Raw genomic sequence first — 14979 nt, forward strand, 5'->3', positions numbered from 1 at the left:
CTACCTCGTGCCTTCCGTGCCAACGCGGGCCTTCGGCTTCGCGTCGCCACTGGAGGATTTCTTCTTCGCGGGGACGGCGTACTGGCTCACCTCCACGATGAGGCCCAGCTTGCGCAGGGTGGCGATGGGAAGCAGGGCGTCCTTGTCCCGCACCTTCAGCAGCAGGCCATCCGCGTCCGCGCGTACGAAGGTGACGGAGGGCTGCGTCACCAGTCCGTTCTGCGGCTCCACCAGCGTCGCCTTGACCACGTAGCGCCACTGGTCCGGCTGGTGCGCGAAGCCGTCGAAGCTCAGCGTCACGAGCCCGACGTCCACCTTCGTCGCCTTCAAACCGTTGTAGCCAACGTCGGTGGAGGTGTCGTCGATGGGAATCATTCCCGCCGCGATGAGGGAGTAGGGCGGCAGGTTGTCCGGGTGGTGCACCGCAGAGGCGTCACGGGCGAGCCCCGCCAGCAGCCACTCCTGGAGCATGCGCTGGTGCAGCAGGTACGGCCGCTGCCTCTCGTCCACCGTCTTCGTGCCCGCCGCGTCGACCTTCCACGGACCGGTGCCCAGCTCGCGCACCAACGGCAGGTCCACGGCCGCCAGCAGGACGCCGTCGTTCGGCGACTCCGGCGCGGGAGACACGGGTTGGGTGCAGCCCTGGGACTCGCCCAGCCAGTTCGTCCGCCACAAGGGACGCAGCTCCGTCACCCACAGCCGCGACGCCTCGCGCAGGAAGGCCTCCACGTCCGTCTCCAGCACCGGCAGGGGTCCACCCGGCGGGTCGTCCAGCACGTAGTCGTCCACCGGTGACACCGGCGACGAGGGGACGACGGAGCCGCGCAGCAGGGTGATGAACTGCTCCAGCGTCGTGGGCGTGGGCGTGGAGGAGACCACGTTCATGTTCCGCCGCAGCCAGCGCACGAAGTCGCGCACCGCGCTCTCCTCGAGCGGAGGCGGGGGCGGCTGGAGCGCCAGCTCCAGGTGGAAGTCGTCCGTCACACGCGAGGGCGCGGTGGTGTCGTCCTCGGTGCGGCACGGCTCTCCCGGCACGGGGACCGGGTCCGTCAGGCAGTCGCGGTGACGAAGCACCACGTAGACCGTCAGCCGGTTGCCGGCACGCAGGTAGGCATCCACCTCCGTGCCGCGCGCGATGAGCCAGTCGTTGAGCGCGGCGCACTGGGTGGGCGTCACGCGGACCAGTTGTCCTCGCGGTGTCAGCGCCGCGCCGGGGGTGACGCGCACCTCCGGGCCGCGCGTGCCGGTGCCGTGGCTCACGGCGAGGCCCCAGGCGGTGCCGTAGCCGAGGAGGTCGCGCGCGAGCCATCTGTCGCGCTCCGACAGGTAGGCGAACTCCTGGGTGAAGTCGTCCACGCCCAGCACCATGCCGAGCACGTAGTTGACGTGTCTGGTCGGGTCGGCCGGCGCGCGCTGCACTGACGTGGAAGTGAAGGTGCTCATTGGATGTCGCTCCCGTGGGTCTCACGGCGCCCGAGCAAGTCCCGCCCCAGGATTCGCCGGTCCGCGGCGTCCTGGGGTGGTCTCGGGGCCAGATGGCTTTCCGCCAGGTATTCGCGTCCGAGCCGCATGGCGGGCATCAGCTCGGGGGCACGGCTGCCCAGATCGACCAGGGTGTCCACGCCCAGGCGGGCTTCGCCGACGCGGAACATGTCCCAGTAGAACTTCACGTCGAACACGGTGTGGGCCGGCTTCTCCACCGCCACCACCCGCATCGCCTGCTCTTGTCGCGCGCGCTGCTCCTGCGCCGCGCTGCCTCGTGGGACGGGCAGCACCACCGTGAAGCGATGGGCCGCCGCACGCACCGGCAGCACCACCGTCTCGAAGTGGTACCAGTCCGACTGCGCCGGACCGTCCCCGGGCAGCGTCACTGGCAACACGGCCTGAGTGAAGTCCGTCAGCGTGGTGCCATGCGCCGCGTTGAGGGCCTGCACCGTCCGATAGCGTCGCGTGAGGAAGTCGAGCCAGCGCGGCGCGCTCGCTGCCGTGGCGGCCGGGATGAAGCCGAGCGTCTCCTGCGTGAAGGCTCGCCACACGGTGGCCACCGCGACCTGGGCGGGCTCGCGCAAGGGGAGTGCCTCGGACGCCGCCGTCACACCCGCGTCGGCGAGCGCGGCTTGATAGCGCTCCAGCAGCCTCGCGATGCCCTGGGCGGGCTCCCAGCGGCGCGACGTGGCGGCGGGCTGGATGCGGATGCCTCCCGTCTCGGAGGTGTCCGTCGCGAAGAGGAACGGGGTGCGCGCGGTGCGGAAGCGCTCGACGATGCGGTAGCGGGCGCGCGTCGGCTCGGTGTCATCGGTGAAGATGGACGCGTCAGGGCAGTCGTCCAGGGCCACGCGCAGCGCCATGCGCAGGCCGCGCGGCGTGCCTCGCCACTGGAAGAAGTCCAGCGTGTGACGGAGGAAGAGGCGGCGACGCGTCTCGTCCCAGGCCGGGTCCAGCGCCACGCCGAACCAGGAGGCCAGCCACTCGAGCGCCTCCGGGGGCGCGCTCCTCGCGTCGAAGAGGACCTGTGCGGCGGCGATGCGGTCTTCCAGGGGCGTGAGCAGTCCCTCGGGGTTCGCGAGGAAGCGGTCCAGGAAGCTGGCCGACTCAGGGTCCTGTCGGTACAGGCCCGGGAGGTACTGCTCCGCGTAGGAGAAGCGCGGGTACCACGCTCGCATCGCGTGGATGCGCGGAGTCGCGGCGCCGCCTCCCTGGAGGACCAGCTCCACCTGCGCGAAGCGGCCCCTGGCGCGCTGGAAGAGCACCTCGAAGGTGCCCCGGTGCTCGCCCCGCGCCGTCGTGGTGAAGGGCAGCTCGGAGCCAGCTCCTCGCTTGTAGAGCGCGGGCTCTTCGCTGAAGGGAAGGGCCTCCAGGTCCGAGCGCTCATTGGCCGCGCGACTGCGCACGACGATGCGTGCTCCGGGCGGAAGGGAGCCGTCCAACAGCAGCCGATGCCACACGCAGTCAGGCGTCCGTCCATCGAGCACGGGCGTGCGCAGCGTGCCCTCGGAGACGTAGCGCGGGCGTCGCTGCGCCACGAGCGGGATGAACGTGTCCGCGAAGTCGTAGAGGGCCTGCCCGTCCGAGGCGATGAGCGCCTTGCCGCCAAACAACCGCAGCGGCAGGTACTCCGGCTGCGCCACCGCGACGAGGTCGCCGCCTTCCGAGGTGTGCAACTCGAAGGCGAAGGCCTGGTTGCCGTCCCGACCCACCACGACGACGCGGCCCACCGAGCCATCCGACCCGGCCGGAAGCAGCGCCATGTCATGCGCCACCAGGACGTACGACGACGCGGGACTGTTGTCGCCAAGGAGGCCATCGACCTCCAGCGGCACGGGGGCGCCTGTCAGGACGCCGTCGCGGTAGACCAACAGGCGACTGTCCTCGGTGCCCCGGTCCAGCACGAGCACGCGGCCGTCAGGCAGCACCTCCACGGAGATGGGGTCCTGGGCGGCGACGGGCGTCGACGCATCCAGCGTCACCGGCCGTGGGAAGGTGACGGCGGGAATCGTTCGCGTCGGTCCTCCGGCCAGGGGCTGGAAGGCTTCCACCCGTGACGCGGAGAGCACGTCATCCACGCCCGTGCGCACCACGCGGAAGCCCGCGTCCAGGCGCCACAGGCGGCGGTGCTGACGGTCCAGCACCACCACACCGCCATCGGGAGTGGCCGCCATGTCCCACGGCGCGAAGGGCACACCCGTGGGCCACAGGTGTCGCACCGGAGGGCCGCCCGAGTGCAGGTCGAACACGAGCAGCCCCGCGGGCGCGAGCGTGCCGACGACCAGGTAGTGATGCCCGCTGATGGCCATGGCTCCGAGCAGCTCGGGCGTGGGAGGCGTGGGCGGAATCAGCGGGCCGAAGCCGCCCGTGCCGGAGACGGGTGCGGCCTCGGGCGTGACGGGCCAGAAGTCGCTCGTCTGCCTCGAACCGCTGGAGAGCACCTTCAGCGTGCGTCCGTCGAGAGCCACCCAGTAGACGTTGCCATAGCGGTCCTTCGCGGCGCCGCGCCGGTCCTCCAGCACGGGAGGCACGTCGCGCGGCGCGGCGATGAAGCGGAACAGCTCCGCGCGCAGGGACACCTCCGAGCGCGATGAGTCCCACGCGACGTCCGCGCCGGTGCCGGACGCCTCGCTCCACGCTTCGGAGAGAACGCGGCCCTTCGAGGTGCAGCGGCCCCAGTCGTCGCGACCGAGCAGCAGATGAAAACGAGCGCCGTTGGCATCCATCTATCGGCACTCCTCGGGGACGATGGGCACCGAGACGAACGGCCGCTGCGTCGTCGTGACGGACGTGCCGCGCAGGTCGTCGAGCGAGGGCGCGTCACCCACGGCCACCGAGAGTCCGGCGAGCCGGGGGAGCTGGAGCCCCGTCATCGGTATCTGGTCCTGCTGCGTGCCCGTGGCCAGCCCCAGTCGCACCCCGCGCACCAGCGCCACGCCCGCCACGCGACTGGCCACCGCCGCCAGCTCCAGCGACACCACCGCCTTGCGCAGCGGCCAACCACGCCGGGCCACCGTGGACAGGTTCGCGCCCGCCAGCGACACCGTCTGCTCCAGCAGCTCCGCGTCCTCGGGGGGCAGGGGCGACAGGAACTCGACGAGGGCCGCCTTCACCGCCTCGCGCACCTGTGCCTGCGAGACTCCCGCCACCACCTCCAGGCCCACCGTCACCCAGACGGGCTTGTACTGGGGGCGGCGCACGAAGACCTCGGTCGTCACCAGTCGACGAGGCGCGAGCCAGCAGGCAATCGCATCGAGGAACGTGTCCGGCCCCTCCGCCTCGCGCGCGTCAGGCTCCGCGCGAGGAATGGCCAACACTGTCACCGCGCCGGGTGCATCGCCTGGCTCATTGGGTGAGAGGGCAGGGTGGAACGCGGGCAGCACATCCACTCGGCCCACCGCGACACCGGGCGTGCGCAGCGTCACCGCCTCGAAGTCCTGTGCCGTCACCAGCCTGTCCCGGTGCTGGAGGAACCGCGAGATGTGCCGCTCTCCTTCGCGCACGCCCTCCGCGTCGGAGCCGCCCCACGTGGGCAGCGGATTCGCCACCTGGATGCCTGGAGGAAGCGCGGGCCCACTCGCCACCGTGCCCGTGGCCACATTGCCGGCGCGACCCACGCCGTGGTCATAGTCAGCGCGCAGCGTGGCCCCAAGCGGCGGCCTCGCGCCGTGGGCACCGTCACCGAAGCGAAGCTCTCCCGCCTCCGCGTCCAGACGGAACACCTTCACGCGTGTCTGCGCGGGGCGCGGCGAGCCGGGCGGCAGGCGCGGGTCCGGCACGGAGACCTCGGGGCCCGCGCTCGTCAGGTCATCGATTTCCTCCCACGTCTCGGTGATTCCATTCACCGTGACGCTCAGCTTCACCGAGCCCGGCAACACCGGCGCGCGCGACAGCTTCAGCGCCTGGTCCGGCTCGCCCGAGCCCGTGGGCAGCAGCTCGCTCGTCACGCGCTCTCGCTGGGACACGGGCGCGGCGTTGATGCCGGCCCACAGGAGCTTCGTCGTCACCGGCGCCGAAGCGGTGATGCGCACCCAGGTGATGACGCGCGCCTCCAGTTCCTCGTCGTCGAGCGAGGGAGGGAAGTCCCGCGTGCCCGCCTCCAGCGGGTCCAGGTTCGTCCACAGCTCCAGCTCGCCGAGCGTGGAGGGCAGGGGGACGTCCACCACGGAGGGCTCGCCAGGCATCTCCGAGGTGACCAGGGTGCGCCAGCTCGCGTTGCGCAGCGCCGGGTCCTCCGGGAGCTTGCCGTCCACGGGCAAGCGGGGAAGCTGGAAATGGAGCACCGCCGAGCCCACGGGCCGCGCCTGTCCATTGGGGACCAGGTCTCGTCCCTCGGAGCCACCGGCGGGCGCGAGGCCCACCGTCAGCACCTTGCCCTTCAGCTCTTCCCTCGCTCGTGTCAGCGCATCGGGGAGTTTCCGGTCCGCGGGCCGCAGCAGCAGCGCCACCCACAGCGCCTTGTCCAGCGTCTCGGTGTTGAGGTCCAACGGCTCCGTGCCGCGCGGAGAGAAGGGCGTCGTCTCGTAGAACTGGAGTTCGTTGAGCGGCGCGGGCGGCGGCGCGGTGGCGGTGAAGGAGGCGTAGAGCTCCTGGTAGTACTCCTTCACCCGCTCCTCGGGCGCGACGCTCCGCTTGTAGAAGCACGCCGCCTCCACGGGCAGCACGTCCAGGCCGCGCTCGGTGCGGAAGGGCACCTGGCCGGCGCGGACCTCCACGCCCTCCGTCAGCGTGAGGGCCTGCGGCGGACCGCCGCGCTCGTTGCGGAAGGCGACGAGGCCGCGCGCGGACGCGGCCGGCAGCAGCGGCACGCCGAGCAGTTGGAGGAACTTGAGCCGGTTGCGCTCCGGAATCTGGTTGGCGCGGTACAGCAGGCTCTCCGTCAGGAAGGCGAAGAGCTCCAGCAGCGTGACGCCCGGGTCGGACTTGTTGAAGTTGGTCCACTCGGGGTTGTGGATGGGGATGCGTGCCAGCGCCTCGTCGAGGAGCTGCTGGTACTTGCGGTCATCGATGGGCGGGAGGGTGAGTGGCACGATGTCGTTACCCCGCGAGCGTGACGCTCAGGTTGAGCCGCTCTCGTGCGCCGGTGGCCACGAGCTTGTAGGTGATGGTCGCGGTGGCGGCCCGAGCGTCCTGTGGGTCCGCGTCCACGCTGACCGACTCCACCGCGATGCGGGGCTCCCACTGCGCCAGGGCCCGGTTGATGCGATCGGCGATTTGATGCCGTGTGGTGACGGTGTTCGGCTCGAACAAGAAGCGCCCGAGCCCCGCGCCGAACTCCGGCATCATCAGCCGCTCGCGCTGCTCGGTGGCGAGGATGATTTGAATGGCTTCACGCACGTTGCGCTCACCCTCGGACCACTGCATGCGCCCATCCGGGCCCACGCGTGGGGGGAAGCCGAGGCCGCGTCCAATGAGTTTTCCGGCGTCCATGGACTCACCCCACCCTGGGCTTGGGCAGACAGATTTTCAGGAAGGGCATCCACCAGAAGATGATGTTGAGCAGGCTGAAGAAGATCATCAGGACGATGAACGCGCAGAGCGTGATGATGGGAATGGAGAACATGCACAGCTCTCCCAGGTCGAAGCTCAGCCCGTCGTCGAGTTCCCCCTTCATCGTCTTCTCCAACCCCGCCACCCGAGACATCTGCTTGCGCAGCCCCTTCGACAGCGTGAAGCCGACGTTCTTCTTGAACTTGCGCAGCCCCCGGATGCTGGTGTCCAACGGCAGCTCGATGCGCACCGGTCGCGCGGGTGCGTCCGAATCAAAGAACGGCGCCAGGGTGAAACCCTTCGATGGCGCGCTGACGATGGGCGGGCACAGCGCGCCGCACGCCGGCTTCAAATACACGCACCTCAGCACGTAGAGCGCCTTGCCCGGCTCCTCCAGCTTGGACACCGGCTCCGGCTCCGAGGGCAGCGAGTACACCCCCGCCACCACCGCCGCGCCCAACGCCGAGCGCAGCGCCGCCACCGTCACCTCGGTGCAGAGCCGCAGGTTGTAGTCGAGCCCGCCCGTGCCGCCGTTGAGGATGGCCGTGCGCTGCTGCATCGCCTTGCGCAGCGCCTGCTGCCACGTGTCCCCGGAGCTGCCTTCCACGCGGTGGCTGCCTGTCAGCAACAGGAACAGCGTGCGCAGGGGAGAACCCGCCGCGGGCGTGGGTCCTGGTGACGCCTTGTCCAGGAGCGTCCACAGCGCGGGGAGGCGCTCCTCCAGGAAGGTGGCGAAGTCCACGAGCAGGAAGCGCGTTACTTCCTTCTGGACGGCGACCGCCTCGCTCGTCGCCTTCGTGTACGCGAGGAGCTGCTCGAACGGCGCGACCACTTGCCCCTCGGCCTCGTCCGCCAGCATCTTGTCCGGGTCCAACCCCGTGCTCGGGTCGTCGTCCTGGAAGGCCGCCGCGGACTCGAAGGTGTCGCGACTGGAGGTGGGCACCAGCCCCACGAGCATCCGGCGCCGCTTCCCCTCGGAGGCGAAGTTCATCGGGAAGAGGGGCAGGAGCTCCTCGCCCTTCGCCAGCGCGCCTGTCTCCGCCGTGCTCAGCTCCTTCCAGATGCGCCGTTTGTCGGCGGGACTGCCGGGCGAGGCCGGCACCCACGCGCCTTCCTTGCCGCCGCCCAGGGCGCGACGCAGGACGAACGCGGCCTTCTCTCCGCTCGCGGTGTCCACGACGTGGTCCGGCAGGCCCGGCAGTCGACACACGAGGCTCGTGGCCACCAGATAGAAGCGCCCGTGCGCCGGCTGGTACAGCTTGGGCGGCGTGTTGACCTCGTCGTCCGGAGGCTCGCCGGGCATGCGCTCGCGGTAGCTCTTGAAGCGCGTCACCAAGAGGTCCGTCAGGTCCGGCCGCGTGGGCGCCTGGAGTCGCTCCGCCAGCTCCTCCATGAAGCGGTCCGAGTCGAACTGGAGGATGCCGGGCGCCTGGAGTCGCGCCAGCTTGTCGGGCGCGGGACCCCACAGCGGCGAGGCCGTCACCCACTGCACCGGATGGGGAAGGGTGGTCGCCATCACCACACGTTCCCCGCGCCCGGCGTATACGAGGCGCTGACCACGCTGTTGGTGATGACCGTGTCCGCCTGCACCACGCCGCTGAACTTGGACATGCCCGCGTTGACGGTGAGCATCCCGGCCGAAATCTCCGCCGTGCTCGCGTTGATGGTGACCTTGGCCGCGGCATTCACGGTGATGCCGCTGGGCTCCATCTTCAGCGAGTTGCCGTTGCTGTCCTTCGCCTCGATGGAGCCGGGCCCGTCCTTGAGCGTCACCGTCTGACCGGCGGGCGTCTCCAGCGTGAGCGTCTCCTGTCCGTCCGTGTCATCGAGCGTGATGACGATGCCGTTGCGCGAGCGCAGCACCTTCTTCGCGTTGCGACCCGCGCCGTCCATGGACTCCGGCGGCGTGTCCTTCCCGTTCCACAACGCGCCGACGACATAGGGCCGCCGAGCGTCGCCCGCCTCGAAGCCGACGAGCACCTCGTCATCCACGTCCGGCACGAACCAGGAGCCGCGATTCTTGCCGCCCATCAGCGTGGCCAGTCGTGCCCACGCCTCGTAGCGTCCGCCCCCCGCCGCGTCGGCGGCCCATGGCAGCAGCACCTTCACCCGACCCTGGCTGTCCGGGTCCTTGAGGTCCGTGACTCGCGCTGGATACAGGCCGTAGAAGCGACCACCCAGGCCGTCCGCGACGCGCTCGTCCAACACCTGTTCCCACGCCGCGTCCGCGCTCATGACGCCTTCCCCAGTCCCACGCGCTCCGCCACCAGCTCCGTGCGAAGGCCGCGCGCGCCGTCGAACAGGTGCTTCACCTCGGCCAGGTGGTACTTGCCGCTGAACAGCGGCCCCAGGCCCGTCAGCTCCACGCGCGCCCCCACGCGCAGCTGCGCGTCTGTCTGCGCCGTGCCACGTCCCACCACGAAGCGCCGTGCCTGTTGTCGGAAGTGCGCGTCCGCGCGCGCCTGCGCCTCCGGGACACTCATGGGTGCCGCGTGCACCACGGCTTCCTTGCGCTCGGCCAGCTTCGAGGCCAGCAGGCTCGCCCCGCTCTCGTCCTTCTCCAGCTCCGCGCCCAGCACCGAAGGGCCGGCCTCACACGCAATCGCGTCCTTCTCCGCCACGTTCCACCCGCTCACCGTCACCGAGGAGCGCTGCCCCGCCAGGTCCGCCAGCACCGTGAAGGACATCAGCTCGTTGCCACGTCCCAGCTTCAGGGGCTGGCCACTGGAGCGGCTTGCGCGCGCCTTCGCCTTCAGCGTGCGGCCCTCCACCCACAGCTCCGCGCCCAGCGCACGGCAGCGCTCGCGCAGGAAGGCGAGGTCGCTCTGGTTCACCTGGGCCAGCACGGGGTGCTTGGGCCCTGGGACCTCCACCTCGGCCGTCAGGCCATGTTTGCCCGCGAGTTGGCGCAGGACGTCCTCGTCCGTCGCGTTCTCGTACGTCGCCGTCCGCCGCGTCATCCGCAGGTCCTGGAGGCGGTCCTCGGCCAGCACCGTGAGGGTGGGGGAGGCGCTCTCCGGGAAGCCGGCCTCCAGGCCGGTGATGCGCCCCTCGAAGAGGACATCCTGGGTGCCCAGCCGCACCTCGAAAGGCTTGCCGAAGTCGAGCACCGAGAGGTCGAAGTAGAGAAACCCCGTCTCGCCATCCTTCGGACCCCAGTTGCCGAACGTCGCCTCGCACCGGTACAGCCCTTGCGCCGTCTCGACGATGCACAGCTCCAGCAGCCCACTGGCGAGCGTGGGGTGCTCGCGACCGTCCACCCGCAGCGTGGGGCGGGAGGCGCGCAGCTTGGAGTCATTGCTTGTTCCGTCGGCCATGGCGCTCTCCGACTCAGTGCGCGCGCACGCGTGCGTGCCGTTCGCGGTGGAGGACCTGGGCGCGCTCCTGCTCGTGCGCCTTCTGCACCGCTGACGCGCCACCTTCGGCCGAGCCCCCGGACCCGCCCCCTGACGGCGTGGACGCCGCTGGCGGCGCGCTCACCACTTCCATCTCGTTGATGACCACGGCCATGCACGCCCCCCGCTACCGCCTGACTCCGATGTTGATGCCCGCCTGCAAGTCGATGAGCTGCCCCGGGGCCAGTCGCCTCGGGTTCTCGATTCCGTTCGCGGAGGCGATGCCCTGCCAGCTCGCGCCCTTGCCCTCGTTCGACGCGAGCCCCTGCACCGTCGAGCCCTCCGGCGCGGACTTCATGGGCGCCTCTCCCGCGCCCTTGCCGCTGGGGTTCGGACTGGCTCCCGCGGGAGGCTGCGTGGGTGCGAAGACGAAGGCGGTGATCTTCTGCTGCGACAGGCTGAAGCTGACGCTGGCGCGCAGGGGCAGGCCCTCGGCGGAGAACAGCTCCAGCGACTCCTCCATCGACTCCATGATTCCGTCGAACTGGAAGCTGCCCCACAGGAAGCGCACGGCGGGCGGGACGAACTTGTCGCCCTCCTTCTTCGGAGTGATGAAGAAGGCCACCTTCGCGGTGAGCTTGCGCACGTCCTCCACCGCGTCCGAGGCGCCCTCCGGCTGGCCCGTGACGTCGAACCACAACTGCACGCTCAGCTTGGTGGTGCCGGCGCCGACGAACTGCTGCGCTGGCGTGCCGCGCTGGTCTCCGCCTCCAGAGGGCTGCTGCACCTGGTTGGCGTAGGCGACCTTCAGCGTCTCCGGGTTGAACTGCACCACGGTGGACGTCGTCTGCTCGTCAATCGGGTGCTCGAAGTTGGAGTCGAGCTGGAGCAGCTTCGCCTTCGCGAGCGGCGTGGCGTCGTCGGACATGGCTCAGGCGCCTCCGGCTTTGCGGGTGAGGGACTCGTAGGCGATTTGAAGCTCCTCGATGGCCACCATGCCGTCCTTCGCGTTGAGCGGAGGGGCCTTGAGCTTCACGGGCAGGCAGCGCGACAGGACGAAGCGCGCGCGCTCCTTCCGTTCGAGCCCGGGACCGAACATCACCACCTCCGCGCTTGCGCGCAGGCGGGGACGGGTCCTCATGATTTCGAACCACCGCCACAGGTCCTCGTTGGCGCTCATGCCGCGCTTGAGCGTGAGCTGGCCGAAGCTGTGCGCGCCGGTGAGGCGAATCTGCCGGCCGTTGTTGCCGCCCTCGCGGATGGTCTTCACGTCCATCGTCATCTCCAGGCCGTCGCATTCGGAGAACGCGGCGAAGCACGCGGTGGGCGCGAGGTCCGGGATGTCGATCTCCACCGCGAAGGCGAAGGCGATGAAGGGGTCGATGACCGTCTCGTCCTCGGTCGTGGCCATGGCCTAGCGCGCCTCCGTGACGAGCCCGCGGTCGCCGCTCTGGACGAGCCGCACGTTGAGGAAGGTGAGGGGTTGGGAAGGGGCCACGCGCAGGTCCACGTAGAACCGCCCCTGCTCGACGATGCTGGGCGTGTTCAGCTCGGAGCCCGTCACCACCTGGAAGGCGCCTTCGCGCGTCTTGCCGGCGAAGGCGCCCCGGACGAAGAGGTCTCCGAGCAGTGACTCGAAGCCGCGCTGCACCCGGCGGCGGAAGCTGGCGTCGTTGGGCTCGAAGACGTAGGTCGCGCCCAGGCGCAGCGCCGCGCGTCGCAGCAGGGACAGCAGCCGACGGACGTGGATGGGCCGCAGCTCCGGGTCCGTTGCCAGCGTGTCCGCGGACAGCGTGAGGAAGGCGCGCGGCTCCTGGCGCACGACGTTGACCTGCGCTTCCTGGAGGTCCAGCCACCAGTCGCGGCCCAACGCCGGACTCAGCGCCACCACCCCCGTCCAGGGCTCGTTCGCGGGAGCCACCCAGGCGCCTCGCTCCAGCGCGCGCCGGGCGAGCACGCCGCACGCGTTGCCGTCCGGAGGCATGCGCCGGGGCTCCGCGGGTTTGTTCTCCTCGGAGACGAAGGTCCACGGGTGATAGAGCGCGCCGTGCGACAGCGCCGCGTCCTCCGCGAAGCCAATCGGAGGCACGCCGTCCTCTTCCGCGCCGAGTGGCGACTGGAGCGTCCCCGCGTGCGCGAGCGCGTCCTCCTCGCGGTAGTGCTCGGGCAGCGACAGCACGGCCAGCAGGTCTCCGCGAGCCCGCGCCATGCGCACCAGCGAGCGCTGCACCGCGAGCAGCGGCCCCACGTCGTAGGACGAAGCCGGCAGCAGCTGCCACCGCGCGGGAGGCGACACGCTGACGGCTACGCCCGGAGTCCAGGGTCCGGTGATTCCCGCCCGTTCCGCGCGGACGCGATGGTAGCGAGTGCCCGGCGTGCGCCCGTACAGCGTGCGCGTGGTGAGCGGCCCCCGGTACAGCACGGCCGCATCGCTGAAGTCCGGGCGCAGCGCCTCCTCCAGCACATACTCGATTCCCGTTCCGGGCAGCGTGGCCCAGGTCAGCGTGAAGGGCTGACTTGAGGTGGGCTCCAGTGGTGAGGCGACCAGTGGCGCGGGCGCGGGCGGCGGCTCGTGCGCGCAATCGAGGAACGTCCCCCAGTCGGGCTCGGGCAGCGGCTCGTTTGGCGCGGGCGGCGGGACGGAGGGCCTGCCCGTGAGCACCCAGGCGCGATGGATGGCATCCGGCGCGGCCACCAACGTCGCGTCCAGTCGGTCCATGACGGCGTGGAGGCCCTTGAGCGAGCGCGGGCGGCTGCTCTGGTAGCGCAGGAAGTCCGCCTGGGCCGGCAGTGCCTCGATGCTCACCGACTTCAGGTCCGCATCCAGGAAGAGGTCCGCGTCGAAGGACGCAAGCCCGTCACGCGTCAGCGAGTCCCCGGCGGGCGGCGTGCAGCCCACGTAGGCGGTGGGTGAGTCCGACAGTCCGAGGGGAATGGAGAACGCCTCACCCTGCGCTCCCGGGCCGGCAAGGGGGAAGCGGCTGTTGGGGATGCCCTGGCGCCAGTCGCTCGGCAGCCGCTCTTCGGGAAGCCGCGAGGGGAGCGTCTCCGCGTCCTCGAAGCGAGCCCTCTCGGTATCCGTGGGCAGCGCGGCCCAGTGCCGCGGATGGCTCGGGCAGAAGCCGAGCCGCTCGAGCTGCGCCGGCTGCTCCGCGCTCCGGCGGGTCCACAGGCCCAGCGTCAATCGCTCGCACCAGGCTGGCGCTGAGGCCACGGCACCGGGCGTGGACGTCAGCACGCGAGTGGCCACGCCGGAGACCTGCACCGCTCCCGCGCCCACCTGTCCCAGCACGACGGACTCCACGAGGAGCCAGTGCTCGCCCAGCGACGCCTCCATCAACCGCAGCACCGCACCCGGAGGCGGCGCGCCCTCCGGAGTCACGCTCAACGTGAGGGTGAGCACACGGGGCGCATCGCCCGGGCCCGGGTCCGTCATCGCCGTCACCCCGAGCGTGGCGACCTCTCCTTCGCCTCGGGTCCACGACGCGGTGGGCAGCGACGTCGGCGCCACGCTCGATTCGAGCCACCGGGCCTTCTTGGTTCGCACGCGCACCGTCACGCGTCGAGGCGCGGGCCCCGAGTAGGACGGCGCCGCCTCCTGGCCCACGGCCTCCACCGACTCCACGGGCACGAGCAGCGCGCACGCGGTGCCATCGAAGCCCACGCGCAGCAGGTCTCCCACGGCCACGCCCCCCGAGGCCGTCACGACGAGCGTCGCATCGCCGCCCCCCGTGGTGCTCCAGTCCACCAGGTCCACCAACTCGCGATGGATGGACGCCGCCACGCGCACCGGGTCCGACCAGCTCCCTTCCGAGCGTGCCCGGGCCACCGCCGTGGACACCGCTCCGCCTTCCGAACAACGCAGCAGTCCCGGGACAGGGAAGGTGTTGGACTTCGCGTCGGGCCCCGCCACGCGGACGACCCAGCAGCGCCGTCCCCCGTTGCGGAAGAAGGCGCGCACCGCCGAGGCCAGGTGCCCCTGCACGGGCTCTCCGCGCTCGGCGTCCCATGCGAGCAGCGGGGCCTCGCCGAACACCGCCTCGAAGTCCGCCACGTCCTCCACCGCCACCGGCACGTGCAGGGGACCGGAGGAGGCGAAGCCCACGAACGCGCCCACGTCCATCCGGGGCAACACGTCCACGACGGACGGTGCCTGGATTTCGAAGCGCAAGCCGGGGAGGCGTCTGGCGGCGGGGCGGCTCACGTCACTCCATCTCCAGGCGCTCGTACGCGATGGTGAGCTCCTCGATGGCCACGTCCGTCCCCTTCGCGTTGAAGGGGCCGCTGACGTGCTTGATGATGCGCGCGCGCAGCAGCTTCCACGTCTGCACCACCGCGGTGTGGTCCTCGTTCTGGAGCTGGATGGTGACGGTGCGCAGCGCGTTGGACTCGCCGTTGCGCAGCTGGTCCAACCACTTGTAGAGGCTGAGCGAGCCAATCACCCCGCGCTTCATGGTGACGTCCGTCGCCTTGTTCAGGCCGGTGATTTTCCGGACGCTGTTCTCCTTCTCGTTGCCGTTGCGGTACTCCGCGACGGTGACCTCCATGCCCACGTTGGAGATCTCCTGGAAACCCGCGTCCGGCCCTTCGGTGCCGTTGCCGGCGCCCAGGTCGACCAGGAAGTTGAACTGCACATAGGGGCGATCACGAAAGACAGCCATGGGTGGTC

General features: G+C 70.7%; 12 protein-coding genes. All 12 read right to left on the reverse strand.

Translation table 11 applies throughout. The features are described 5' to 3' along the window. Genes HUA76_RS37310 through HUA76_RS37365 form a run of 12 tightly spaced genes read right to left on the reverse strand, consistent with a single transcriptional unit; the run spans nucleotide 1 to nucleotide 14971 of the window. A complete protein-coding gene (locus HUA76_RS37310) occupies nucleotides 1-1443 on the reverse strand; it encodes a hypothetical protein (RefSeq protein ID WP_174463576.1) in 1443 nt (480 codons plus the stop codon). Beyond that, nucleotides 1440-4211 carry a phage tail protein gene (locus HUA76_RS37315; protein WP_174463577.1) on the reverse strand — a complete coding sequence of 924 codons (2772 nt, stop codon included), beginning with the start codon at nucleotides 4209-4211 and terminating at the stop codon, nucleotides 1440-1442. The genes HUA76_RS37310 and HUA76_RS37315 overlap by 4 nt, the downstream gene beginning before the upstream one ends. Further along, nucleotides 4212-6515 carry a baseplate J/gp47 family protein gene (locus tag HUA76_RS46605; protein WP_174463578.1) on the reverse strand — a complete coding sequence of 768 codons (2304 nt, stop codon included), beginning with the start codon at nucleotides 6513-6515 and terminating at the stop codon, nucleotides 4212-4214. Nucleotides 6516-6522: 7 nt separating this feature from the next. Further along, nucleotides 6523-6915, reverse strand: a complete 393-nt coding sequence (locus HUA76_RS37325; RefSeq protein ID WP_174463579.1) for a GPW/gp25 family protein — start codon at nucleotides 6913-6915, stop codon at nucleotides 6523-6525. Between the two features lie 4 nt (nucleotides 6916-6919). Continuing rightward, nucleotides 6920-8491 (reverse strand): hypothetical protein, encoded by a 1572-nt coding sequence (locus HUA76_RS37330; protein ID WP_174463580.1) that lies wholly within the window; start codon nucleotides 8489-8491, stop codon nucleotides 6920-6922. Then, a complete protein-coding gene (locus HUA76_RS37335) occupies nucleotides 8491-9210 on the reverse strand; it encodes a phage baseplate assembly protein V (protein ID WP_141643592.1) in 720 nt (239 codons plus the stop codon). The genes HUA76_RS37330 and HUA76_RS37335 overlap by 1 nt, the downstream gene beginning before the upstream one ends. Further along, entirely contained in the window at nucleotides 9207-10292 is a 1086-nt protein-coding gene (locus tag HUA76_RS37340; RefSeq protein ID WP_174463581.1) for a phage late control D family protein, read from the reverse strand. The genes HUA76_RS37335 and HUA76_RS37340 overlap by 4 nt, the downstream gene beginning before the upstream one ends. Nucleotides 10293-10305: 13 nt before the next feature. After that, nucleotides 10306-10485 carry a hypothetical protein gene (locus HUA76_RS37345; protein ID WP_174455683.1) on the reverse strand — a complete coding sequence of 60 codons (180 nt, stop codon included), beginning with the start codon at nucleotides 10483-10485 and terminating at the stop codon, nucleotides 10306-10308. A gap of 12 nt (nucleotides 10486-10497) precedes the next feature. Further along, entirely contained in the window at nucleotides 10498-11238 is a 741-nt protein-coding gene (locus HUA76_RS37350; protein WP_174455682.1) for a peptidoglycan-binding protein, read from the reverse strand. Between the two features lie 3 nt (nucleotides 11239-11241). Then, nucleotides 11242-11721: a phage tail protein gene (locus tag HUA76_RS37355; RefSeq protein ID WP_141643596.1), complete on the reverse strand. Its 480-nt coding sequence runs from the start codon at nucleotides 11719-11721 to the stop codon at nucleotides 11242-11244. A gap of 3 nt (nucleotides 11722-11724) precedes the next feature. After that, entirely contained in the window at nucleotides 11725-14514 is a 2790-nt protein-coding gene (locus HUA76_RS37360; RefSeq protein WP_174463582.1) for a phage tail sheath family protein, read from the reverse strand. Between the two features lies 1 nt (nucleotide 14515). Then, nucleotides 14516-14971, reverse strand: coding sequence for a phage tail protein (locus tag HUA76_RS37365; RefSeq protein ID WP_141643598.1), 456 nt, complete (start codon nucleotides 14969-14971; stop codon nucleotides 14516-14518). Nucleotides 14972-14979 lie beyond the last annotated feature (8 nt).

The organism is Myxococcus sp. CA056 (assembly GCF_013336715.1).
Classification (GTDB): domain Bacteria; phylum Myxococcota; class Myxococcia; order Myxococcales; family Myxococcaceae; genus Myxococcus; species Myxococcus llanfairpwllgwyngyllgogerychwyrndrobwllllantysiliogogogochensis.

Bases quoted from the DNA above. Each gene is read 5' to 3' on its own strand.
- HUA76_RS37350 (WP_174455682.1), bottom strand. From the start codon at position 11,238: ATGTCCGACGACGCCACGCCGCTCGCGAAGGCGAAGCTGCTCCAGCTC.
- HUA76_RS37315 (WP_174463577.1), bottom strand. From the start codon at position 4,211: ATGGATGCCAACGGCGCTCGTTTTCATCTGCTGCTCGGTCGCGACGAC.
- HUA76_RS37310 (WP_174463576.1), bottom strand. From the start codon at position 1,443: ATGAGCACCTTCACTTCCACGTCAGTGCAGCGCGCGCCGGCCGACCCG.
- HUA76_RS37335 (WP_141643592.1), bottom strand. From the start codon at position 9,210: ATGAGCGCGGACGCGGCGTGGGAACAGGTGTTGGACGAGCGCGTCGCG.
- HUA76_RS37330 (WP_174463580.1), bottom strand. From the start codon at position 8,491: ATGGCGACCACCCTTCCCCATCCGGTGCAGTGGGTGACGGCCTCGCCG.
- HUA76_RS37340 (WP_174463581.1), bottom strand. From the start codon at position 10,292: ATGGCCGACGGAACAAGCAATGACTCCAAGCTGCGCGCCTCCCGCCCC.
- HUA76_RS37355 (WP_141643596.1), bottom strand. From the start codon at position 11,721: ATGGCCACGACCGAGGACGAGACGGTCATCGACCCCTTCATCGCCTTC.
- HUA76_RS37365 (WP_141643598.1), bottom strand. From the start codon at position 14,971: ATGGCTGTCTTTCGTGATCGCCCCTATGTGCAGTTCAACTTCCTGGTC.
- HUA76_RS37345 (WP_174455683.1), bottom strand. From the start codon at position 10,485: ATGGCCGTGGTCATCAACGAGATGGAAGTGGTGAGCGCGCCGCCAGCG.
- HUA76_RS37325 (WP_174463579.1), bottom strand. From the start codon at position 6,915: ATGGACGCCGGAAAACTCATTGGACGCGGCCTCGGCTTCCCCCCACGC.